The sequence below is a fragment of the Rhizobium sp. 007 genome (assembly GCF_015353075.1).
In the GTDB taxonomy this organism is placed as follows: Bacteria; Pseudomonadota; Alphaproteobacteria; order Rhizobiales; family Rhizobiaceae; genus Rhizobium.
This window is the reverse complement of record NZ_CP064187.1, coordinates 3543181-3566082: the sequence shown is the minus strand read 5'-3', so window position 1 is coordinate 3566082 and position 22902 is coordinate 3543181. Positions and strand designations below refer to the sequence as shown.

Sequence of the window (22902 nt, the reverse complement as noted above, 5' to 3'; positions counted from 1 at the left end):
ATCATGGCATCACGTGGTGACAATTCGAAAGCAAGACCAAACGGCCCGGTTGACGTCGAGCCCTTGCGGCGCGCGATAACCGGCTGCGTGCGCGCGATTGCAGGCGACGGCGAGGTCGAGGTGACTTTTGCCAACGAGCGCCCCGGCATGACGGCTGAGCGTATTCGGCTACCCGAGCTTTCCAAGCGGCCAACGGCGCATGAGCTGGCGGTGACGCGCGGTCTAGGCGACTCCATGGCGCTTCGGCTTGCCTGCCACGATGAAAAAGTGCACGCGACGATGGCGCCGCAGGGCTCGGACGCGCGTGCGATCTTTGATGCCGTCGAGCAGGCTCGCGTCGAATCGATCGGCACGCTGCGCATGGAGGGGGTGGCTTCGAACCTGCGTTCGATGACCGAGGAGAAGTACTCCAAGGCGAATTTCACCGGCATCGAGCGGCAGGAGGATGCGCCGATCGGCGAGGCCGTCGCCATGATGGTGCGTGAGAAGCTGACCGGCCAGAAGCCGCCCGCCTCCGCGGGAAAGGTTCTCGATCTCTGGCGGTCCTTCATAGAGGAGAAGGCGGGTTCCGAACTCGATGACCTTACAAGCGTCATCAACGACCAGCAGGCTTTCTCGAAGGTGATCCGCCACATGCTCTCCGCTATGGAAATGGCGGAAGAATACGGCGACGACGACAGCGAACCCGATGAGGACAACGAGCAGGATCAGGAAGACCAGCCGAACGGCGACGAGTCAAATCAGGACGAGGTCGATGATGACGCGGGCACCGATGCCGCGCCGGTCGAAGATAGCGAAGTTGCCGACGAGCAGATGGAGGACGGCGAGACCGAAGGCGCCGAGATCTCCGACGACGACATGATGGAAGAGGGCGAGGACGATTCGGAAACACCGGGCGAAACCCGTCGTCCAAACACGCCCTTTGCCGATTTCAACGAGAAGGTCGACTATCACGTCTTTACCGAAGAGTTCGACGAGATCATCACCGCCGAGGAGCTTTGCGACGCTGCCGAGCTGGAGCGCCTGCGCGCCTTCCTCGACAAGCAGCTCGCGCACCTGCAGGGCGCTGTCGGCCGGCTCGCAAATCGATTGCAGCGTCGCCTGATGGCGCAACAGAACCGCTCCTGGGACTTCGATCTGGAAGAGGGCTATCTCGATACCGCCCGCCTGCAGCGCATCATCATCGATCCGATGCAGCCGCTTTCCTTCAAGATGGAGCGGGACACGCAGTTCCGCGACACGGTCGTGACGCTGCTGATCGACAATTCTGGCTCCATGCGCGGGCGCCCGATCACCGTTGCTGCCACCTGCGCCGATATTCTGGCCCGCACGCTGGAGCGTTGCGGCGTCAAGGTCGAGATCCTTGGCTTCACGACCAAGGCCTGGAAGGGCGGGCAGGCGCGCGAGAGCTGGCTTGCCGGCGGCAAGCCGCAGACGCCCGGCCGCCTCAACGACCTGCGTCACATCATCTACAAGTCCGCAGACGCGCCGTGGCGCCGTGCGCGCACCAATCTCGGCCTGATGATGCGCGAAGGGCTGCTGAAGGAAAATATCGACGGCGAGGCGCTGATCTGGGCGCATAATCGTCTTCTTGCTCGCCGCGAACAGCGCCGCATCCTGATGATGATCTCCGACGGTGCGCCGGTCGACGACTCCACGCTTTCGGTCAATCCCGGCAATTACCTCGAGCGTCATCTGCGCGCCGTGATCGAGCAGATCGAGACCCGGTCGCCGGTCGAACTGCTTGCGATCGGCATCGGCCACGACGTGACGCGTTATTATCGCCGCGCCGTGACCATCGTCGACGCGGATGAGCTTGCGGGCGCGATGACCGAGCAGCTTGCCTCGCTCTTCGAAGATCAGGCAGCGCAGCCGCGTGGCGGCCGTTTGCGACGCGCAAGCTGATGGCGAAAGGAACCGGCGCTTAATGATCCGTCTGTCCCGCTCGGCTTTGCTTGTTCTTTGTCTCGCTGGGGATGCTTCGATCGCGGTTGCGCGCGAGAGCGTGGATATCAGCAGCCGCGTCATCTCGACCTTCAAGATTGGTTCCAGCGAGACGAGATTCGGGCCGCTGGAATTCCTTGGCGGGCTGGAAATGGTGTCCGGCAACCGGCTTTTTGGGTCTTGGTCGGCGATCCGTTTCGTGCCGGGCCGGAGGCATTTCGTTGGTGTGCTTGATACCGGCCACTGGCTGACCGGCAGCATCGAGCGCGACCAGCAGGGAAGGCTTTCCGGTTTGTCCGGTGTTGAAATCACGCCTATGAAAAACCGGAGCGGGGCCACTTTCGAGGGGAAGGGGCGCATGGATGCCGAGGGTCTTGCCCTCAAGGGCGACCAGGTTCTGGTTTCCTTCGAACAAGACCATCGGGTCGAAGCCTACCCCGATCCTGGGTTCGAGACCTCGTCATCGGCTGGCTCGATCCCCATTCTCGTGCCGATACGGTCGTTGCGAAGCGGCCGCGGCTTCGAGACGCTAGCGGTGGCTCCGCCCGAGAGCGCTTTGAAGGGCGCTGCCGTCATCATTTCGGAAGAGAGCCGGGATCAGAAGGGGAATATCTACGGCGCAATCCTATCCGGGCCGCTCAAGGGCCGCTTCGCGGTCACGCGCAACGGTGATTTCGATCCGACCGATGGAGCGTTTCTGCCGGACGGCGATCTTTTGCTTCTGGAGCGTCGTTTCAACATCGCCAACGGCATCGCTATGCGGATCCGGCGCATCGCTGCGGCAGAGATCAGGCCGGACGCCGTCGCCGATGGCGACATTTTGTTGACGGCCGATTTCGGTTACCAGATCGACAACATGGAAGGCCTGGACAGTTTTCAGGCGCCGGATGGCAGCACGCATGTGATCATCGTTTCCGATGACAATCACTCCATTTTGGAGCGGAACCTCATGCTGGAATTTCGTCTCACTGAGTAAATGGCCTTTTCGAAGGCCGCCCACTGCCGATCAGCTTGCGCGGGCCGGCTGCATCGGCCGCAGCACGTTCATGAGTGCACCGTAGGGCAGCAGCATGACGAGGCCCATGATCATCTTCACCGAGAAATCGCTGATCGCCCAGGAAATCCAGCGCGGCGCCTGAGCGGCCATTGCACCGAGGATCGGGGCCTGCTCCAACGCAAACGGATCGTTCGGGCCGAGGAAGACGAAGAAGGCGGCAAAGGCGAAGGAGAAGAAGATCGCCGTGTCGAGCGCCGAGCCGATCAGCGAGCCGACGAGCGGGGCACGCCACCAGGTCTGGCGGCGAAGGCGATTGAAGACAGCGATATCGAGCAGCTGGCCGGCGAGGTAAGCAGAACCGGAGGCGATCGCGATGCGCGGCACTGATGTGAAGAAGGAAAGCCCGATGCCGACGACAAAGCCGGCGAACACGACCTTTCGCGCTACCTGAGGACCGAACTGGCGATTCGTGAGATCGGTGATCAGGAAAGCGACCGGATAGCTGAACGCACCCCAGGTCAGGATATCGGCGAGGTTGATGCCGGCGACTTCCGCGTTCACGGGAAACTGGACGAGGAAGTTGGAAGCCACGACGACGAGCGTCATCAGAGCGATGTAGAGGAGGGTATAGCGGGTCTTCAGCATTTTTTTATCCTGGGTGATGCCACCAGTTGGGTTATCGGGCCGGCAAAGCAAAAGGCTTGTCCGGTATTAGCCGTGCAAGCCTTTGAAGCCGTATGGAAGAAGGTGTCGAAGCTTATGCGGCTTCGGCGGTCTTCTTGACAATCTGTCGGCGCAGAAGACGGGCGCGCATCGACAGTTCGTTTTCGCTTGCCTTGATCAGGAAGGCATCGAGGCCACCGCGATGCTCGACGGAGCGCAGCGCAGCAGCTGAAACACGCAGACGGTAGCGCTGGCCGAGAGCGTCGGAGATCAGCGTAACCTGGCACAGGTTCGGCAGGAACCGGCGCTTGGTCTTGTTGTTGGCATGGCTGACATTGTTACCAGTCAGGACGGTCTTGCCGGTCAATTCGCACACGCGGGACATTGAACACCTATTCTTGTTTTTCTAGGCCATCGAATTACCATGCCCCGGCAAACGCGGGTCTGCAATCCAACAGGCCATAATTGGAAAGTTGCGGTTCTATAGTCAGACCGGCCGCCGGCGTCAAGCCAAACCTTGGCCTTTCCCGCAATTCTGTCAAAAAGCTCGTGTTTGCTTCTATGCGCGGCAGGAGTATAGACCGCTTGTGCAGGGCATTGTCTGCCCTTGAAAAAGGCTCTCTTCATGGCTCATCTGGGCAGGCGGATTTTCCTATCGTCAATTGCAGCGCTGATGTCCATCCCGGCCGGCGCAAGCGAGATCCGTCATCGTACGGAATATAGAGTTGCTCTCGGAATCCTGCCAATTGCGCGCGCCGCCTTCGTTACCCAGATCGACGATGATCAGCGCTACCAGGTTTCAGGCAATATCAGTTCGGCGGGCCTTGCCGATCTTGTGACGAACATTGCTGCGAAAACCAACGTCACCGGTGTCCTGCGCAACGACCGACTGCAAGCGCAGCGCTACTACCTCTATTACAAGAGTGGCAAACGCGCGCGTACCTACGAAGTCCGCTACAGAAACGGCGATATCGTCTCCACGACCGTGAAGCCGGAACGGCGCCAGCCACGCAACTGGGTCGATGTCAAGCCGGGCGATATGCGCTCCGTGCTTGATCCCATCTCCGGGTTGATCTTCCCGGCGGATACGAAACTCTGCTCGCAGCGCCTGCCGATCTATGACGGCGAGATGCGCATGGACCTTGTGCTTTCGCCAAAGGGATCCCAGGATTTCAAGACGGATGGGTTTTCCGGCAAGGCAACGGTCTGCGGCGTGCGTTTCGTGCCCAGGTCTGGCTACAGGAAAGGCCGCAAGGATATCGATTATCTGAGCAGAAGCGGCAACATGGAAATCTGGTTTGCAAAGGCGGATACGGCCAACGTATATGCTCCGGTCTATGTTCGCATTCCGACGCAGTACGGAACGGTGACGATTACCGCGGTGAAATACCGTGCAAACTGACGGAGCTGGTCTGCGTGAAGGGGGACAGGTGAAGCTTCGGGCGACATTGATCGGGTTCACGGCCATTCTGATGTGGTCGTTTCTGGCGCTCTTCACCGCTGCATCCGGCAAGATGCCGCCGTTCCAGCTTTCGGCGATCTGCTTTGCGATCGGCAGCATCCCGGGCATTGCCGTTTTGATCCTCAACCCGTCTCGCGTGGCGCTCCTGAGGCAGCCGGCAAAGGTCTGGATCATCGGCATCGCCGGCCTCTTCGGCTATCACTTCCTCTATTTCACCGCGCTTCGGAACGCGCCGGCCGTGGAGGCCGGCTTGATTGCCTATCTCTGGCCGCTGCTGATTGTCGTCGGCTCGGCGCTGCTGCCGGCTGAGCGGTTGCGCTGGTATCATGTGGCAGGCGCGCTCGCCGGGCTCTGCGGCACTTTCCTAATCGTCGGCCGCAACGGCATCGATTTCGACGGTGCCTATGCGATCGGCTACGGCGCTGCCTTCCTTTGCGCCTTCACCTGGTCCGGCTATTCGCTCCTGACGCGGCGCTTCGATGCGGTCTCGACCGATGTCGTTACCGGCTTCTGCCTTGCGACATCCATTCTGTCGTTCTTCTGCCATCTCGGGTTGGAAACAACCCTTTGGCCGGAAACGGCTTTCGAATGGATCGCCGTTGCCGGTCTCGGTCTCTTCCCGGTCGGCGCTGCGTTCTATGCCTGGGATTACGGCGTCAAGAACGGCGACATCCAGATCCTCGGCGCGGCAAGTTATGCAGCGCCGTTGCTTTCGACGCTCATCCTGACGATATTCGGCTTTGCCGAGCCAAGCTGGCGCATTGCGCTTGCCTGCCTGCTGGTCACCGGCGGTGCAGTGCTTGCGGCTCAGGAAATGTTCCGCCGTAAAAGCGTCGCAAAACAGGTTGCGGCGGCGGCTGAATAGGTCTCAGCCGCCCGGTTTCCAATCCATCGGTGCCATTTCGAATTTCGAGAACTCGAAGCCCGGCGCCACCGTACAGCCAACGAGCGTGTATTCGCCAAGCGTTTCTGCCGATTGCCACCAGTTTGCCGGAATGATTGCTTGCGGACGCTCACCATTTGCCAGGTCGATGCCGAGCATCAAGGTTTCGCTTTCCGCGCCGTCTGCGGACCTGTGGAGTGCCAAGGGCGCACCGGCGTAATAATGCCAGACCTCCGCCGCATCGTGAACGCGATGCCAGTGCGAACGTTGCCCGGCTTTCAGCAGATAGTAGATTGCCGTCGAGTGCCCTCGATCCTTGCCATTGCCATCGCGAAACGTCTGCACGTACCAGCCGCCTTCCGGATGCGGCTGCATCGAAAGCGCTTCTATAATATCGTCGGGAGACATCAGAAATTGTCCTTGCGCCTGCGGATCTCCGCAAAGACTTCCTCGTTCGTCTTGCTTTCCATCAGGAGATTGCGGCGGATGGCGGGATCGGCAGCGCGAAGAAAAGGGTTGGTTTCCTTTTCCAGGCCCAGCGTCGTCGGGATCGTGAACCTGCCTTCGGCGCGCAGAGCCTCGATCTCCGCAGCACGCGTCTTCAGCCGCTCGTTGTCCGGATCGATCGTCAAAGCGAAACGAGCGTTCGAAAGCGTATATTCATGGCCGAAATAGATCGCCGTCTCGTCTGGCAGCACGGCCAGCTTCTGCAGCGAATGCCACATATCCGCGGCCGGGCGCTCCAAGAGGCGGCCGCAGCCCAGTGCAAAGAGCGTATCGGCGGCAAAAAGCAGCTTGTCGTCAGCGAAATGGTAACAGATATGGCCGACGGTATGGCCCGGCGTTTCGATGACGTTGACCATATGGTCGCCGAAGGGAAAGCTATCGCCATCGGCCATCGATTTGTCGAGGCCGGGAATTGCCACGGCTTCGTTGACCGGACCGATGATCTCGCAGCCGAATTGCTCCTTCAACGCCAGATTGCCTTCCACGTGGTCGGTGTGGTGATGCGTGGCGAAGATGTGCGAAATCTTCCAGCCGCGCCGTTTAGCAGCCGCTGCCACGGCCGCCTCTTCCGGCGCGTCGATCGATGCCGTCAGCCCGGACTCCGGATCATGCACGAGAACGCCGAAATTATCGGATCGGCAAAGAAAAACTTCTAATTCCAAAGGTTTCATTGTCCAAGCGGCCTCTTTCCCACGAACATGTCCGGAATGTAGAGGCTCCGGCCTTGAAGTCCAATCGCCCGCTGATAACATTTATTGCGATGCACACGGATATTGTCGATCTGCGCCAGTTCTATCACTCCGAGCTCGGCCGCCTTGCCGAGCACTCGATTGCCATGGCGCTGTCGTCGCTTTGGGTGCGCCTGCCGCAGGAGCGGCTCGTCGGCATCGGCTATGCCGTTCCCTTCCTCGACCGGTTCAGCGCCGATACCGAGCGCACCTTCGCCTTCATGCCAGCCGGGCAGGGCGCCGTGAACTGGCCGGTGGGGTCGTTGTCGTCGACAGCACTGATCTTCGACGAAGAACTGCCGCTTCCCGATTCGTCCATTGATCGTGTGCTGATGGTCCATTCGCTGGAATTCGCCGAAAGCCCGCGGGAGACCTTGAAGGAGCTCTGGCGCGTGCTTGCGCCCGGCGGACGCCTCGTCATCGTGGTGCCGAACCGGCGCGGCGTCTGGGCGCGCATGGAACATACGCCTTTCGGCTCCGGGCGCCCCTATTCGCGGGGTCAACTCACGCATCTGCTGCGCGAGACGAATTTCACGCCCGGCGCGACCGCCGAGGCGCTGTTCTTCCCGCCGTCGAAGCTTCGCACGGTTCTCAGCCTTCGCCGCGCCTTCGAACGCATTGGCCGCACACTCTGGCCGGCCTTTTCAGGCGTCATCATCGTCGAGGCACAGAAGCGGCTCTATCAGGGCCTGCCGGTAGCCGCACGGGCTTCGCGCCGCGTCTTCGTGCCGGTTCTTGCGCCGCATGGTGTTCCGACGACACGCAGCCGTTAAGTCTCACTCGACAAAGGCCGCTTTCCGCTTTATTGCCACAGGGCAATTCCGGCCGGAATTTCCGGCGTTTTTTCAAGGTCGATCCCATGAGCGTTGAGATGAGCAAGCCTGTTCCGCGTCCCGGTATCCTCGATATTGCAGCCTATGTGCCGGGCAAGGAACATGCACCAGGCGTCGCCCGCGTCTACAAGCTCTCCTCCAACGAAACGCCGCTTGGTGCGAGCCCGAAGGCCATAGAAGCCTTCCGTTCGGCCGCCGGCCATCTCGAGCGCTATCCGGACGGGCAGGCGATCGAATTGCGCGAGGCGATCGCTGCGGTTCATGGCCTGAATCCGGCTAACATCATGTGTGGCAACGGCTCGGACGAACTACTCGGCTTGCTCTGCCACGTTTATCTCAGCCCCGGTGACGAAGGCATCATCACCGAGCACGGCTTCCTCGTTTACAAGATTCAGATCATGGGCGCGGGCGCAGCGCCTGTCGTGGTGAAGGAGACGGATCATACCGTCGATGTCGACGCGATCCTTGCCGCCGTGACAGACAAGACGAAGATCGTCTTCATCGCCAATCCTGGCAATCCAACCGGTACCTATATCCCGGTCAGCGAAGTCCGCCGCCTGCAGGCCGGTCTGCCGAAGCATGTCGTCCTGGTGCTCGATGCGGCCTATGCCGAATATGTCCGGCGCAACGACTATGAATCCGGCATCGAGGTCGTCTCCTCGAACGCGAACGTCGTCATGACCCGCACCTTCTCGAAGGTCTATGGGCTTGCCGCGCTCCGCGTCGGCTGGATGTATGCGCCTGCCGAGATCATCGATGCGCTGAACCGCGTGCGCGGCCCGTTCAACATGAATACGCCGGCGATCGCGGCCGGCGCCGCGGCGATCCGCGATCAGGCCTTCGTTCAAGAGGCGACCTCCTTCAACCAAATGTGGATCGAGAAGGTTACCGGAGCGCTCGAAACGATCGGTCTCAAGGTTACGCCGTCGGTGACCAACTTCGTCCTCATCCATTTTCCGGATGTCGACGGCAAGCGCGCTGCCGATGCCGACGATTTTCTGACGAGCCGTGGCTATGTCCTGCGGGCGGTTCGTAGCTACGGCTTCCCCAATTCACTCCGCATGAGCATTGGCCCCGAAGAAGCCAATCGCGGCGTCATCGAAGCGCTCGGCGAATTCATGGGACGCCCGGCATGACAGCGCAGTTTGATCGCATCGCGCTGATCGGCATCGGGCTGATCGGCTCCTCGATCGCCCACGACATCAAGCGACTGGGGCTCGCCAACGAAGTCGTCGTGGCAACGCGCAGTGCCGAAACGCTGAAGCGTGCCGAGGAATTGCAGCTCGGAAGCCGTTATACGACTTCGTCGGCCGAGGCCGCCGAGAATGCCGATCTCGTCATCGTGTCCGTGCCGGTCGGCGCCTCGGAAAGTGTTGCCAAGGAAATCGCAGGAAGCGTGAAGCCGGGGGCGATCGTCACCGACGTCGGATCTACCAAGGCGTCGGTCATCGCGCAGATGCAGCCGCATATGCCACCGCATGTGCACTTCATCCCCGGCCATCCGCTGGCCGGTACGGAAAAATCCGGTCCCGACGCCGGCTTCCCAGGCCTTTTCGAAGGCCGCTGGTGCATCTTCACGCCGATTGCAGGCACGGATGAGGGTGCGCTCAAGAAGCTTCGTAAATTCTGGGAAAGCCTTGGCTCCAAGGTCGATGAGATGGACGCCGACCACCACGACAAGGTGCTCGCCATCGTCTCGCACCTGCCGCACATCATTGCCTACAATATTGTCGGCACGGCCGACGATCTGGAAACCGTGACGGAATCGGAAGTCATCAAATACTCCGCCTCCGGCTTTCGCGACTTTACGCGCCTTGCGGCCTCCGATCCGACGATGTGGCGCGACGTCTGCCTGCACAACAAGGATGCGATCCTTGAAATGCTGGCGCGCTTTTCGGAAGATCTTGCCTATCTGCAGCGCGCGATCCGCTGGGGCGAGGGCGACAAGCTTTTCGAGCTCTTCAGCCGCACTCGCGCAATCCGCCGCTCGATCGTCCAGGCGGGACAGGATGTGGATACGCCAGACTTTGGCCGCCCACATGCGCAGGACACGAAGACGAACTGAGCCTCAGATCGGCGGAATCGTGCCGAGCGGGATGAAGCCGCCTACGGTGGCATTGCCGTGCTGGACGACGAGGTCGACCGAAACCCTGTCGCCGCCGACCGCGAGCGCCTTTAGAAGCTTGGCGGCGGTATCGACGGTCTTGGCGATTTCCGGGAGGGCCTTTTTCAGGCTGTCGCGCCAGGGGCCGAGTTGCTCGATCTCCAGCTTGAACTTTCCGGACAAAAAGCCTTGCTCATCGAAGGAGAAGGGGCCCGTCAAACTCATCACCTTGCCGTCGCCGATATCGGCGACGGCCTTGCGCAGCTCTCCGCTTGCCCCATAAAGCCCTTGCGGATCGCTTCCGTCGATCATTCCGCCTTTGCCTGCAAGGGTGATATCGGCGCTCGCCGAGAATTTCGGGAAGACCTGCGGCCAGTCCTTGATGACGGCATTTGCATCCTGGAGTGAGAAGGCACCGTCGAGATCGCCTGCATTCTGGCGGAGATGGACTTCCGTGCGTCCTGCATCGACATTGACCGTTTGCCCGGTATAGGAGGAAACAGCGGTCGCCTTCAGGCCGTCGATGATCATGGAGGTGCGATCGATGCCCCTCAGCCTCGTCACCAGGCTGGATTGCAGGTTTGCCCACTGCGCCGAGATCGAAAGGCCGTTTGCCGTGCGGATTTCAGCCGGCGAATCGAGTTCCCAGACGATATGGCCCGGCGCGTAAACCTGGGCTGCGGAACGAAGTTCGCCAAAGGAAGCGGAGACGCCGTTCGTGTTGTCATCCACACCCACTTTCGAGCAATAGAGGCCAATGCGGAACGGATAGCCGCGAAAGTCGATATCGGCGCATTCGCCGCTGACGCCCGCCGTGCTGCGCGGCGCAATAACCTTGAGCACGGTCTCCTTGAGGTGGGCGGCTGCGTAAAACCAGCCGCCGGTATAGACCGCGATCACCAGAACGATGCCCAAGCCGAGCAACCAGAATTTTCTGCCGCTGCCGGATTGGCTTGACGCTGCCATGATGGTTCTCCAATGGTGAATCGCGAATGGGAATTTCGGTCTGGCCTGCGATATGGACGAATTTTGGGTATTTGGCTACGGATCGCTGATGTGGAATCCGGGCTTCGAGTTTCTTGAGCGCTCTCAGGCTCTCGTTTACGGCTACCGGCGATCACTATGCGTCCATTCCTGGGTTCACCGCGGCACGCAGCAAAACCCAGGTCTCGTGCTAGGCCTCGATCGCGGCGGCTCCTGCCGCGGCATAGCGTTTCGCGTGGCCTTGGAAAGGCGCGGCGAGGTGATGGACTATCTGCGCGCCCGCGAGCTCGTCACCAACGTCTATCTCGAGCGGCATGTGCCGCTATCGCTTCCCGGCCGACGCAACATCAAGGCAATTGCCTACATCGTTGATCGCGACCACGCCCAGTATGCCGGCGCACTTGATGCCTCTGTAGCTGCGCGCACGGTGCACGCGGCAAAGGGTCAGTCAGGTTCGAACGACGCCTATGTTTTCAATACGCTCTCGCATCTTAAGGAGATGGGCATTCGCGACCATTGGCTGGAACGGGTCGCCGGCGAGGTCGAGCGGCTGCGGGCCGCTTAGGCAGAAGCTGCCGTTGCCTTCCGCAATTGCGCCAGTCTCTCGACGGCGGTCGGCGGCAGTGGCAAGTGCGGATTGCGCGCCACCGTATCGACCAGCAGTTCGTCGCTCGCCTTCTCGGTCACATCGATTAGGTGCTCGAAGAACGCATCCGGATCCATGCCCGGCGGAATGGCAGGCAGGATGCGAACCTTGAAATGGCCCGGACGGCGCACGGCGCTGCGGCGCGGCCAGAAAAGGCCGGGATGCATGGCCACCGGCACGACCGGAATGCCGAGATCCCGATACATGCGGGCAATGCCGTATTTGTAGAGCGGTTCTGCGCCCGGAGGCCGGCGCGTCCCTTCCGGATAGATGATCAGCTGACGGCCTGTCGCAAGCTCTTCCTTTGTGCGCTTCAGCACCTCGACCATGACCTTGCCGCGTGCGCCGCGATCGACCGGGATCATCCGCTGTTTTTTCGCATACCAGCCGAAAAGCGGGATCCACATCAATTCGCGCTTGAGGATGTAAACCGGGTCTTTCAACCAGGGCAGCAGTGCATAGGTGTCCCAGAAGGACTGGTGCTTAGGGGCGAGGATGTAGCTGCCGTCCGGCAGGTTCTCTATGCCATCGATCTCGAAGGTCGTCCCGACGATCTTTTCCATCAGCCAATGGTTCGAAAGCGCCCAGTTCTTGGGGATCGCATAGGCGGTCTTGCGAGGCACGACGAAATAATAGGGCGAAAGCACGATCATCCGGATGATGAGGTTGGCGTAGAAGATCGTGTTGAAGAGAACGGAACGCAGGGCGATCATGAAATTTTCCAAAGCCAGTATCCGCGCAAACGGCGGGCTGGCCCTGCCTACACGATAATGGCTCTCATAAAAAGCGCTCGATGGAAATCAGCTCGGACCGGTGATGCTTGCCGAGCGAAGGCCCGGATGGCGCCCGAAGCCGGTGATGTTGCGCGCGCCTGCCAGAAGCACCTTGGCATATTCGGCGAGCATGACGCGAAGCGCATTTGGATCGGTGAACCAGGCCCTGGTCTTCAGGTCGGAATTGACGACCGGGTAGGGGATGAACTGCGTATCGGCATCGACGTAGGCGAGTTCCGCGAGACTGCGTGGCATGTGGTAGTTGTTGGTGACGACCAGAACGCTCTTGTAGCCTTTAGCATGGATCCAGTTTGCGGCTTCCTGCGCATTGCCGATCGTGTCGATTGCGTCATAGCCGATGTCGACGCAGCAATCGAAAAGATCAGCAGACGCCGATGTGGTTTTGCGTATCTGCCCCGGCGTTGTCGACGGATGAACGCCCGATATGAGCAGCCGCTTGCCCGCGCCTTTCTCCAGCAGTTCGACGGCCTGATCGATGCGCTGATAGCCGCCTGTCAAAACGACGATGGCGTCGGCCCTCGGTTCGGCCGGAGGTTTCAAGGTGGTTACGGAATCGGCGAACCGCAGGAAGCCGACGAAAAGCAGCGCGGTCGCCAGGACGAAGGCGAATCCGCCCCATCGCAACATCCGGCGTAGGGGACCACGACGCAGGGTTTCGACACCGTAGCTGGCTAGCGCCGGGTCGGGACGAATCGGAGTGCGTCTAGTATGGCCCATGGTCATAAATCGTGAATATATGCAGATTGCGGCAGGGAACAGACACTTTCGTGGCAAAAAAGACTGAGCCGTTCAATTCGCGATGCCATCGCTTCGGGTCGGGTCGGAGCGCAGCGTATCGATTTCATAGATCGTGCGCATCACGGTCAGCCGCGCTGTGAGCGTCGTCAGCAATGCAATGACGATCATCGTCGCAAAAATGCCGAGGTAGCCAAGGGCTCCGACCGAGAAGGTGCCGAAGAGAGCCGTGGCTTGATCGGTCTGCGGCGTCGCAATCGTGCGGCTCTGCAGGAAGCCTGCCGCTAAGAAAAAGAGAGCTGCCAAAGCGCTGCCGATTGCCGATCCCTTGAGACTGATCTTCAGGAAATGCTTCTGGAATTCAGTCGCGACGAAGGAACTTTCGGCGCCCACGAAATGCAAGACCTCGACGATATGGCGGTTGCCGGAAAGCGCGCCACGTGTCGCAAAGACGACCGTCAGCACCATGGCGATGAAGACGAGCAGCAGCACGCCGGTGCCGAGCATCACCGTTGTATGCGCCATTGAAACGAGGCGATCGACCCATGTGCGGTGATCGTCCAGCGACGCCTGAGGGATGCTCTCCTTCAAAAGTGAGCGCATCGCGTCAAAATCGGGCGGGTTCGTCTCGTCGATGGTTATAATCACGAGGCGGGGGACGGGAAGCTCCTTGATGTCTAGGCCGCTGCCGAGCCATGGCTCCAGCAGACGGGCCGTTGCCGCCTCATCGACGATCTGGCCGCTTTTGGTGCCGACAAAGGTCATGGCGATATCGCGTGCCTGCGTTAGCGCCTTTTCCATATCGAGGCCGTCGTCCGGCTTGATCTGGATGGTGATCTCGCGGGAAATCTGGCTCTCCCAGCTGGCCGCTGTCGAACGCACCATGCTGACGCCGCCAAGCGTCAGGCAGGCGAGGAAGGCCATGATGGCGATGACCACCGTCAGTGCGTTGCCCTGGATATTCGAGGGCGGAAGGATCGGCGCCGTTGGCCGCACGCGCATCTCCGCCCGCTTCTGCTGTGCTTGGGCGGCGCTTTGCGCGCGGTTCTTTGATGCGGGCTCAATCATAGACGTCAAGATGCCCTTCCGAAAGGATCATGCGGCGGGCTTCCACCTGGTCCATCAATGTCAGATCGTGAGTTGCGATCACGACAGCTGTACCAAGGCGGTTGAGTTCGAGAAAGAGGTTCAACAGGCGGCGTGCCATCGGCGGATCGACGTTGCCGGTCGGCTCGTCGGCAAGCAGAACCTCGGGCCGGTCGATCAGCGCGCGGGCGATCGCCGCGCGCTGTTTCTCGCCGCCGGAAAGCACCGGCGGAAGCACATTGATACGCTCGCCGAGCCCCACCCATTTCAGCAGTTCGAGCACGTCTGTCTTATAAGAGCTCTCGTCCTTGCCGCGTACACGAAGCGGCAGTGCGACATTCTCATAGGTCGTGAGATGATCGAGCAGGCGGAAATCCTGGAAGACGATACCCACGCGGCGGCGAAGCAGCGGCAGCTCCGGCCGCGGGATGTCGGAAATGTCGCGTCCGAACATGCGGATCAAGCCGCGCGTCGGCTGCAGCGACATAAAAAGCAGGCGTAGAAGCGTCGTCTTGCCGGCGCCAGAGGGGCCGGTCAGGAACTGAAAGGACTTTTTCGGAATATCGAAGGTGAGGTCCCGGAGAATCTCCGGCCCCATGCCGTAACGCAAACCGACATTCTCGAAATGGATCAACGGGCAGCCCAGTCTTTCATGGTTTCACGCCATCGACTTGTTAACCAACACCGTTAACAATCAGTGAATTTCGTCGGAAACATGCCTGTTTGAAGGCAAGCTTAGCGAAGCATTAACCATTAAAATTTACGACTGTGCAGGATTCGTTTCAATGCCGGATTTTAACCGTGCACTGAAACCATGTGGAGATGGGAGAGACCGTCAACATGGAAGCATCCGCCTTCAGGCGCCGCGCGCCGAGCAACGCCTACGATTTCTTGCCGCCGGAGCCTGCCGCGCGTCAGCCCCGCTATCCTGGCCGTCCGACTGATGTCGCCGATGCCGAATTCGTCGTTATCGGCAACCGGAGCCAAGGCTTCAACGCCAAAAGTTTCAATGACAATCGTAAGCGCGCCGCTGCCGCTGCCAAGTTGCCTGCGACGCCTGCGGCTTTCTCGAAGGCGACTATGTTTCTCGCGATCGCAGAAGAATGGCTGCAGCAGGCGTCGCTCAAGAGCTTTATAGCCCTGGTCTTCATGCTTTTCGTTCTCGTTTTCGGCCTGACGGGCGGTTTCTCCGGCCTGGCGGGGAGCGATACTGCTGCCTTGACCTCGCCGCTTCACTTCACGCATGTCACGGTGGCGCCGCGCGAGGCAAATGGTATGCGCATCCTGGTTATCAACGGCATCATCGAAAACGGCAGTGGTACCACACAGACCGTGCGGCCGATCCGCGCCGATCTGATGAGCGGCGAGCGGCTGGTGACCAGCATGGTCATCAATCCGCCAGCAGACGTCATCTATGGTGGCGAGAGCCGCGGCTTTTCGGCACGCGTGCAGCACTCTGGCGGAAAAATGCCGGAAGTCCGGCTTTCGTTCATGCCTTAGGGTGTTTCTGCCCTTCTAATGTGCTAACGGCTTACCCTTCGTTTCATGGAGCTAGCCGTATGCCTGTCGTGCGCGGAAAAATTATCGAACCGCTTTTCACTGCCGAGCAGATTGCCGAACGCAATCACGCGATGGCAAAGCACATTGCTGCGGGTCCGACAAAGGACCTGCTCGTCATTGCCGTGTTAAAGGGGTCGTTCATTTTCGCCGCAGACCTCATCCGCGCGCTACACGACAGCGGGCTTGCGCCTGAAGTCGAATTCATCACGCTTTCCAGCTACGGCACGGGAACGGTTTCTCAGGGCGTCCGCATCGTCAAGGATATCGACAGCGACGTGAAAGATCGCGACGTGTTGCTGATCGACGACATCCTCGAATCCGGCCGCACGCTGCTTTTCGCCAAGGAACTGCTCTACGAACGCGGCGCGCGCAACGTCAGCATCGCCGTGCTGCTCGACAAGAGCGTCAAGCGCAAAGAAAAGCTCGAGGCAGACTATGTCGGCTTCGAATGCCCGGATTATTTCGTCGTCGGCTACGGCATGGACGTCGCCTATGCCTTCCGTGAGCTGCCCTACGTCGGCGTGGTTACCGGCGACGCCTGATCTCATCGAGGATAAGACGGGTTGTTAACCATCCCTTCCATCGCCTTCTTTCGTTTACCGATCGAAAAGGAACGCCGTGCAATTTCCGTTCCGGGGCATGAAGACGGAGCGATGCACATCATGGCAAAAATTCTGATCACGGAAGACGAAGATTCGCTTCGCTCTTTCGTCGCCCGGGCCTTGCGCCTTGACGGTCATGAGACCGACGAAGCCGCCGATGGCGCCGAGGGACTGGAGAAGCTGAAGGACGGGATCTACGATCTACTGCTTTCGGATATCCGCATGCCGGTCATGGACGGCATCGAGCTTGCGCATCAGGCGAAATCCGCCTTTCCGGCGCTCAAAATCCTGCTGATGACGGGCTATGCCGAGCAGCGCGAACGGGCCGATGACCTTGCAGAAAAGATCGTCGACGTCGTGTCGAAGCCGTTTGCACTTCCAGACATCCGAAAAGCGGTTGCCCGGGCGCTGGCTGCGTGAGGCGGGTTGGCGGCACCTTCCCCTGCTCCCCATTCCTGTCCTTGTGACAGGAATCCCGCCACGCTGCGTCAGCGCCGTGAGCGAATCATCGTTTGAAAGAGAATCGTCTGCACCCAAGGAGTTGGATGGCGCATCGCGATCCAAGTTCAGCTACTGAATATCCAGCAGCCGTTCCAGATAGCGCCGCTCCATCTCCTGCGGCGGGTTGTTGCCGAGCTTTTCGCGGATCGCATCGAGAATTTCGCGTGCGCGCTGCACGTCGATTTCGTCGGGTACCTTCACTTGCTCGCCGAAATCGGGACCCTCTGCGCGACGCGGACGACCGAGCGGATCGCGGCCGTTCTGGTTGCCCTGGCCAACCTGACCTTGTGGCCCTTGGCCTTGCTGGCCCTGTTGCGCCTGCATCATCTGGTTCATCATGTCCCGGGCGCCCTGGCGCAACGCTTCCAGCGCGCGGCCCTGGCCCTGGAGGGCCGGTTCGCCGCGGCCCTGGCCGAGTTCGCGCCCGGCACCTTCCATTTCGCGCTGTGCCTGACCAAAGGCCGGGCCGGGCTTCATACCCATCTCGCCAAGGCCCTTCTGCAGTTCGCCGAGCTGCTTGCCAAGCGCATCCTGCTGTGCTCGGAGCTGTTTCAACGCGTCGCGCAATTGCTCCTCAGTCATCTGCTCCGACGGTGACTGCCCCTGTTCGCCGTTCTGCCCCTGCTGCTGATCCTGCGGCTGGCCATCCTGGCCTGGCATCATCTGGTCAAGCAGCGGATCGTTCATACCCATATTCGGGTCGCCGCGCTGCATACGGTCCTTCAACTGTTGGTCCAGCTTGAAGGTCTGCTCCATCAGCTTCTGCTGGTCGCGGAGGATCTGGCCAAGCTTGTCCATCTGCTGGCGCATCTGGCTGTTGTCGCCCTGCTGTTGCTGGCCCTGTTGCGGCCTGCCTGCCTGCAGGTTGTTCATCATGCGCTGCAATTCTGAAAGCATCTGCTGAGCGGCATCGCGGTTGCCTGAACGGGCCAGATTCTCGATCTGGTCCATCATGCGCTCCAGATCCTGCTGGCGGATGACGTTCTGCGCGTTCTGATTCGGCTGCATCGGCGCATTCTGCATGCGCTGAGCCAGTTCCTTCATGTATTCGTTCATCGCCTTGCGAAGCTCGTCCATGAGCTTCTTGATCTCCGGGTCCGGCGCATTGCGCTGAAGCGCGTCGGCGAGATTCTGCTGGGCGTTGCGCAGGTTGCGTTCCGCAAGCGAAAGGTCGCCGTCCTCCATGCCGATCGCGATATCCCAGAGATAGTCGGCCGTATCCTTCAACTGCTCGTCGCCCTTGGCGAGCTTCATGCGCGTGTGCGCCGATTGCAGCAGCAGATAGTTGGTGAGCCTAGGAATCGTTTCTTCAGGACGGATCGTCAGCGCCTCGTTGAGAGCGATCGCTTCCGGCATCTTGCGGGTATCGAGTGCGAAAACCTGGCGTTCTTCCGCAACGGCTGCGGCCAGCGGTTCGTTGAACGGCCGTGACGGCAGCGTCATTTCATGCGGCGGGCTCCGGCCGGTCTGGCCGGCCGCATCCTTGGCAACCAGCGTAACGCGTACGCGCTTTCCGGCCAGCGGGTGTTCGGTCAGGTTTTTGCTGGTCACGGCCTTGGCATCACGCGCGTTGCGGCGCGGAATGTCGAGCCGGAAATCGGGGAGTGGATAAAGCGGCTTTGCCTCCGGATCGGATTGGGCCGGCAGGATTTCCGCACGCGCTTCCTGCACGCCGTAATCATCCTTTACCGTGAAGCCGATTTCCAGCGCGCCGTTTACGCTGGGTTTGGGCAATCCGTCGAAAGCAATCTCGGGTGCCTTGTCGGGAATGACATTGAAGTTCCACCTGCGGCCATTGACGAGCAGCGCACCGTTTTCCTCAAGCTTCATCAAATGTGTCTGTGCGGCAAGTGCTGGCGTGGCAGGAGTCTGTGGCTTCGCCTGCGGTGCAGCACCAGGCTGCTGATTTGCCTTTGCCTCGGCTGCGATTTCCCGCACCTCGCCGCTCTCTTTCCTGAATACGACCTTTTCGTCCGTCTGCCCGCCGCTGACGCGAACGGTCAGGTTCGAGAACTGCGGAATGTTGATCGCCTGCTCAGTGCCGGTTGCCGTCAGATAGACTGGAGCGCGGCTGGTATAGGAGGGCGGGGTGACCCATGCGTCGATACGCACAGCCGGATCGGTCGCTGCCGGCGCGACGGGTGGCTGCAGCGCGTCGGTGATTGAGCCGCCGTTGGTCGAAAGCGAGTAACCGAAGGCCGTGACGAGAAGGAGGGCCGGGATGGCACGCAGCGCGAAACGGTCGTGGGTTGCGATGTCCGGGCGGGGGAAGCCAGTGTCGAGGGCTGCTATCGTCTTCGCCATCCGCGTCTGATGTTCGCGCCAAAGCGCCTTTGCGAAGGGCGTGTCGAAGGCCGGTTCATCTTCCTGCACCGTCACCGGCTGATGCGGTAGGCCGTTGCGCTCCTCGAGCAGGTGGTCGGCTTCGGCGGTATTGGGCCAGCGGAGATTGCGAAATGGGATGAGCGCGGCGAGGAAGGCGATGGCGAAGGCAATCAGCAGCCCGACACGCATGAAGTCAGGAACGGAGCGGAAGAGGCCGAACCAGGACGCTGCCAGATAGAAGGCAACGACGGAAAGAACCGGGACAAGCGGTGGCAGGACCTGCTCGGATACAAGTACCAGGCGCGCAAAGAACCGCTTTACCGCTACGAGCCTCGCGAGAGAGGGCCGAAGGGCATACGTGCCATGTCTTTGCCTGCGGGGGCTGTTCGTCAATCCGGTCTCCGCCATTTGATGCTGGAGTAATGGAGGGCGCTTCCGGCGCTTGCTAGGCAATATGCTCGCATGAAGAAAAGATAACACTCTTTGTGGCGAAGGCGAGGGCAGGCGGTCGGCAAAGCCGTTTTTTCACCTCTATTCGCCAAAAAGTGATGAGGCTGTCACTCGATCCAGGCAGGTACGGAGTCGAGGCCGATCAGTTCTTCATAGGTTCGGCGAGGCCGAATTACATGGAAATCGGCGCCCTTCACCAGAACTTCTGGCACCAGCAGGCGGCTGTTGTAGGTGCCTGCCTGCACTGCGCCATAGGCGCCGCCGGAACTGACCGCAAAGAGATCGCCCGGCTTCGGCATCGCCATCTCTCGATCGAGCGCCAGATAGTCCCCGGTCTCGCAAACCGGCCCCACGATATCGGCCTTGATGCGCGGAGCATTTGCCGCCGAGATCACGACGGGCCGGATTTCGTGCCAGGCGTCGTAAAGCGTCGGGCGGATCAGATCGTTCATTGCCGCATCGACAATGACGAAGGTCTTTTCGCCACCGTCCTTTACATAGATAACTTCGGTAACGAGAATGCCGGCGTTGCCGACGATCAGGCGGCCCGGTTCAGTCACGATCTTGCAGTTCAGCCCGCGGAGCTGGTTCTTGACGATGGCCGCGTAGGCATCCGGCAGCGGCGGCGGCTCGTTGTCTTCCTTGTAAGGAATGCCGAGGCCGCCGCCAATATCGACATGGTGGATGTCGTGGCCGTCGGCACGCAGGGTGTCGACCAGTTCGCGCAACAGCTTGAAGGCATCGTCGAAGGGCTGCAGCTCGGTGATCTGGCTGCCGATATGCATGTCGATGCCGGTGACTTCGATACCGGGCAGCTTGGCGGCTTGCGCATAGACGGCGCGAGCGCGTTCCCAGGAAATGCCGAACTTGTTTTCCTTCTTGCCGGTCGAGATCTTCGAATGCGTCTTCGCATCGACGTCCGGATTGATGCGGAAGGAGACCGGCGCCTTCCTGCCGGCCTTGACCGCGCGCTGATTGAGGATTTCGAGTTCCGGTTCGGATTCGACATTGAAGCAGTAGATGCCGGCCTCGAGCGCGAAGTCCATCTCACGGGGCGTCTTGCCGACGCCGGAGAACATGATGCGGCTTGCCGGGATGCCGGCAGCAAGCGCGCGGCGTAATTCGCCTTCGGACACGACGTCGATGCCGGCGCCGAGCTTGCCGAGAGTCATCAACACAGCCTGGTTCGAATTCGCCTTCATCGCATAGCAGACCATGGAGTCGATATCGCTGAAGGCTTCGGCGAAGACCCGGTAGTGGCGCTCAAGCGTTGCGGTCGAATAGCAATAGAAAGGCGTGCCGACGGCCTTGGCGATCTCCGGAACGGGGACGTTCTCGGCGTAAAGGATGCCGTCGCGATATTCGAAGTGGTTCACGGGACGTGCCTATCAAAGCAAAGGATCGAGAAGGAATGGCCTGTCGACGGCGCCCGGCTGTTTCGTCGGCTTCGATACGTCGCCTTCCTTCGTTGCCATCGCGCTCGGCGGATCGAGATCGCCTTTGCGTCCACATCCGGCAACGGCAAGGCCGATGACGGCAAAGACAACCGTCAGGCGGATGAGGTGCGGCAAGCTGGTCTGCATGGGATTCCTCTTGGAGCGGCGCTGGTGGACATCTTCATAGCGAAGTTTATCCGCCTTGTGCACCCTGATTGTTTTCTCAGTTGCGAGCCCGCCAAAAGGCGATCTGCTTCCTCACTTCGGAGGGTGCCGTGCCGCCGAAACTCTTGCGGCTTGCAACCGAAGCCTCGACAGTCAAGACGTCGTAGACCTTGCCGGTGATTGCCGGGTTGATGGACTGGAGATCGGCAAGCGGCAGTTCGGCGAGGTCGCAGCCCTTGCTTTCGGCAAGCGCCACGGCACGGCCGGTCACATGATGTGCGTCGCGGAACGGAAGTCCCGCCTCGCGCACCAGCCAGTCGGCGAGATCGGTGGCCGTCGAATAGCCGGAACCGGCCGCGGCTTTCATGCGCTGCGTATTGACCGTCATGTCGCGGACCATGCCGGTCATGGCGGCGATCGCAAGTTCCAGGCTCTCGGCCGCGTCGAACACCTGTTCCTTGTCTTCCTGCATGTCCTTGGAATAGGCGAGCGGCAGGCCCTTCATGATCGTCAGCAGCGCAATCAGCGAGCCGTTGATGCGGCCGGTCTTGGCACGCACGAGTTCGGCGGCGTCGGGGTTCTTCTTCTGTGGCATGATCGAGGAGCCGGTCGAAAATGCATCGGAAAGCCGCACGAAACCAAATTGTGGCGTCGACCAGATGACGATCTCTTCGGCCAAGCGTGACAGATGCATGCCGCAGATCGCGGCGATCGACAGGAACTCGATGGCGAAGTCGCGGTCGGAGACGGTATCGATCGAGTTGCGCGTAGGTTCCCGGAAGCCGAGCGCCTTTGCCGTCATGTGGCGGTCGATCGGGTAGCCGGTCCCGGCCAGCGCTGCAGCGCCAATGGGGCTTTCGTCCAGATGCTCGATGGCGTGGCGTACGCGCGAACGGTCGCGGCCGAACATTTCGACATAGGCCATGCAATGGTGGCCGAAGGTGACGGGCTGAGCGGTCTGCAGGTGCGTAAAGCCCGGCATGACGCTTTCGGCATGTTCTTCAGCGCGGTCGAGGAAGGCTGCGATGAGGTTCGTCAGCATCGCTTCAGTCTTCTGCAGCTCTTCCTTCACCCAGAGGCGGAAGTCGAGCGCTACCTGGTCATTGCGTGAACGGGCGGTGTGCAGGCGGCCGGCGGCCTGGCCGATCAGCGCGGCAAGGCGGGCTTCGATATTCATGTGAATATCTTCGAGCTGGCGGGAGAATTCGAAATTGCCGCTTTCGATTTCTGACAGGATCGTGCTTAGTCCGTGAACGATCTTGTCCTTATCGTCCACGGAAATGATGCCCTGATGGGCAAGCATCGTCGCGTGGGCGATCGATCCACGGATGTCCTGGGCAAAGAGCTTCTTGTCGAAACCGATCGAGGCATTTATCTCCTCCATGATCGCGTCGGGGCCGGATGCGAAACGTCCGCCCCACATCTGGTTGGAGGATTTGGTGTCCTTTGTGCCGTCGGCCATGAAAGATGCCTGTCTTAAGGGTGCATGCCCTGGAG

24 protein-coding genes are annotated in these 22902 nt (G+C 60.5%); 11 read left to right on the top strand and 13 right to left on the bottom strand.

Going from position 1 to position 22902, the window contains the following annotated elements:
• Window positions 1-3: 3 nt before the first annotated feature.
• Entirely contained in the window at window positions 4-1905 is a 1902-nt protein-coding gene (gene cobT / locus ISN39_RS17475; protein ID WP_194728340.1) for a cobaltochelatase subunit CobT, read from the top strand.
• A gap of 22 nt (window positions 1906-1927) precedes the next feature.
• Window positions 1928-2920: an esterase-like activity of phytase family protein gene (locus ISN39_RS17470; RefSeq protein ID WP_194728339.1), complete on the top strand. Its 993-nt coding sequence runs from the start codon at window positions 1928-1930 to the stop codon at window positions 2918-2920.
• Window positions 2921-2950: 30 nt separating this feature from the next.
• Here the strand turns inward: ISN39_RS17470 and ISN39_RS17465 are convergent, their stop codons facing one another.
• Window positions 2951-3586, bottom strand: coding sequence for a queuosine precursor transporter (locus tag ISN39_RS17465; protein WP_074069853.1), 636 nt, complete (start codon window positions 3584-3586; stop codon window positions 2951-2953).
• 112 nt (window positions 3587-3698) lie between these two features.
• Entirely contained in the window at window positions 3699-3989 is a 291-nt protein-coding gene (gene rpmB, locus ISN39_RS17460) for a 50S ribosomal protein L28 (protein ID WP_194728338.1), read from the bottom strand.
• A 240-nt stretch (window positions 3990-4229) separates the two neighbouring features.
• Here rpmB and ISN39_RS17455 point away from each other — a divergent pair, with 240 nt between their 5' ends.
• Window positions 4230-5006: a DUF3108 domain-containing protein gene (locus ISN39_RS17455; RefSeq protein ID WP_074069852.1), complete on the top strand. Its 777-nt coding sequence runs from the start codon at window positions 4230-4232 to the stop codon at window positions 5004-5006.
• A 28-nt stretch (window positions 5007-5034) separates the two neighbouring features.
• Complete coding sequence (locus ISN39_RS17450; RefSeq protein WP_194730245.1) at window positions 5035-5931, top strand: EamA family transporter; 897 nt, start codon at window positions 5035-5037, stop codon at window positions 5929-5931.
• 3 nt (window positions 5932-5934) lie between these two features.
• On the opposite strand, the gene ISN39_RS17445 is transcribed toward ISN39_RS17450, so the two are convergent.
• Together ISN39_RS17445 and gloB are read right to left on the bottom strand one after the other, a co-directional pair.
• Window positions 5935-6357, bottom strand: a complete 423-nt coding sequence (locus tag ISN39_RS17445; protein WP_074069850.1) for a cupin domain-containing protein — start codon at window positions 6355-6357, stop codon at window positions 5935-5937.
• Window positions 6357-7127: a hydroxyacylglutathione hydrolase gene (gloB, locus tag ISN39_RS17440; protein ID WP_194728337.1), complete on the bottom strand. Its 771-nt coding sequence runs from the start codon at window positions 7125-7127 to the stop codon at window positions 6357-6359. Before gloB ends, ISN39_RS17445 begins: the two co-directional genes overlap by 1 nt.
• A 53-nt stretch (window positions 7128-7180) precedes the next feature.
• Here gloB and ISN39_RS17435 point away from each other — a divergent pair, with 53 nt between their 5' ends.
• From ISN39_RS17435 to ISN39_RS17425, 3 genes are all read left to right on the top strand, one after another.
• Window positions 7181-7957, top strand: a complete 777-nt coding sequence (locus ISN39_RS17435) for a class I SAM-dependent methyltransferase (protein ID WP_039847020.1) — start codon at window positions 7181-7183, stop codon at window positions 7955-7957.
• Window positions 7958-8043: 86 nt separating this feature from the next.
• The gene (gene hisC / locus ISN39_RS17430; RefSeq protein WP_194728336.1) at window positions 8044-9153 is read left to right on the top strand and encodes a histidinol-phosphate transaminase; all 1110 of its coding nucleotides are present in this window, start codon (window positions 8044-8046) and stop codon (window positions 9151-9153) included.
• Complete coding sequence (locus ISN39_RS17425) at window positions 9150-10082, top strand: prephenate/arogenate dehydrogenase family protein (protein ID WP_074069847.1); 933 nt, start codon at window positions 9150-9152, stop codon at window positions 10080-10082. Before hisC ends, ISN39_RS17425 begins: the two co-directional genes overlap by 4 nt.
• A gap of 3 nt (window positions 10083-10085) precedes the next feature.
• Here ISN39_RS17425 and ISN39_RS17420 read toward each other — a convergent pair whose 3' ends face one another.
• Window positions 10086-11087, bottom strand: coding sequence for a DUF2125 domain-containing protein (locus tag ISN39_RS17420; RefSeq protein WP_194728335.1), 1002 nt, complete (start codon window positions 11085-11087; stop codon window positions 10086-10088).
• Window positions 11088-11139: 52 nt separating this feature from the next.
• Between ISN39_RS17420 and ISN39_RS17415 the strand changes: the two genes are divergently transcribed.
• On the top strand, window positions 11140-11670 hold the full coding sequence (locus ISN39_RS17415; RefSeq protein ID WP_194728334.1) for a gamma-glutamylcyclotransferase: 531 nt from the start codon (window positions 11140-11142) through the stop codon (window positions 11668-11670).
• Here ISN39_RS17415 and ISN39_RS17410 read toward each other — a convergent pair.
• From ISN39_RS17410 to ftsE, 4 genes are all read right to left on the bottom strand, one after another.
• Complete coding sequence (locus ISN39_RS17410; protein ID WP_194728333.1) at window positions 11667-12464, bottom strand: 1-acyl-sn-glycerol-3-phosphate acyltransferase; 798 nt, start codon at window positions 12462-12464, stop codon at window positions 11667-11669. The two genes, ISN39_RS17415 and ISN39_RS17410, sit on opposite strands and share 4 nt — an antisense overlap.
• Before the next feature lie 87 nt (window positions 12465-12551).
• On the bottom strand, window positions 12552-13268 hold the full coding sequence (locus ISN39_RS17405) for a YdcF family protein (RefSeq protein WP_194728332.1): 717 nt from the start codon (window positions 13266-13268) through the stop codon (window positions 12552-12554).
• A gap of 66 nt (window positions 13269-13334) precedes the next feature.
• Window positions 13335-14348 carry an ABC transporter permease gene (locus tag ISN39_RS17400; RefSeq protein ID WP_022718082.1) on the bottom strand — a complete coding sequence of 338 codons (1014 nt, stop codon included), beginning with the start codon at window positions 14346-14348 and terminating at the stop codon, window positions 13335-13337.
• A complete protein-coding gene (gene ftsE / locus ISN39_RS17395) occupies window positions 14341-15000 on the bottom strand; it encodes a cell division ATP-binding protein FtsE (protein WP_022718083.1) in 660 nt (219 codons plus the stop codon). Before ftsE ends, ISN39_RS17400 begins: the two co-directional genes overlap by 8 nt.
• A gap of 206 nt (window positions 15001-15206) precedes the next feature.
• Between ftsE and ISN39_RS17390 the strand changes: the two genes are divergently transcribed.
• The 3 genes from ISN39_RS17390 (at window position 15207) to ISN39_RS17380 (ending at window position 16948) form a co-directional block, all read left to right on the top strand.
• On the top strand, window positions 15207-15866 hold the full coding sequence (locus ISN39_RS17390) for a hypothetical protein (RefSeq protein WP_194728331.1): 660 nt from the start codon (window positions 15207-15209) through the stop codon (window positions 15864-15866).
• Between the two features lie 59 nt (window positions 15867-15925).
• On the top strand, window positions 15926-16468 hold the full coding sequence (gene hpt / locus ISN39_RS17385; protein WP_022718085.1) for a hypoxanthine phosphoribosyltransferase: 543 nt from the start codon (window positions 15926-15928) through the stop codon (window positions 16466-16468).
• 120 nt (window positions 16469-16588) lie between these two features.
• The gene (locus ISN39_RS17380; RefSeq protein WP_028740102.1) at window positions 16589-16948 is read left to right on the top strand and encodes a response regulator; all 360 of its coding nucleotides are present in this window, start codon (window positions 16589-16591) and stop codon (window positions 16946-16948) included.
• Between the two features lie 150 nt (window positions 16949-17098).
• Here the strand turns inward: ISN39_RS17380 and ISN39_RS17375 are convergent, their stop codons facing one another.
• The 4 genes from ISN39_RS17375 to argH all read right to left on the bottom strand — a co-directional run bounded on the left by ISN39_RS17375 (window position 17099) and on the right by argH (window position 22867).
• A complete protein-coding gene (locus ISN39_RS17375) occupies window positions 17099-19762 on the bottom strand; it encodes a TIGR02302 family protein (protein WP_194728330.1) in 2664 nt (887 codons plus the stop codon).
• 149 nt (window positions 19763-19911) lie between these two features.
• Complete coding sequence (lysA, locus tag ISN39_RS17370) at window positions 19912-21180, bottom strand: diaminopimelate decarboxylase (RefSeq protein WP_194728329.1); 1269 nt, start codon at window positions 21178-21180, stop codon at window positions 19912-19914.
• Window positions 21181-21192: 12 nt separating this feature from the next.
• Window positions 21193-21387, bottom strand: a complete 195-nt coding sequence (locus ISN39_RS17365) for a lipoprotein (RefSeq protein WP_074070451.1) — start codon at window positions 21385-21387, stop codon at window positions 21193-21195.
• Window positions 21388-21463: 76 nt separating this feature from the next.
• Entirely contained in the window at window positions 21464-22867 is a 1404-nt protein-coding gene (argH, locus tag ISN39_RS17360; protein ID WP_074069841.1) for an argininosuccinate lyase, read from the bottom strand.
• Between the last annotated feature and the right edge of the window lie 35 nt (window positions 22868-22902).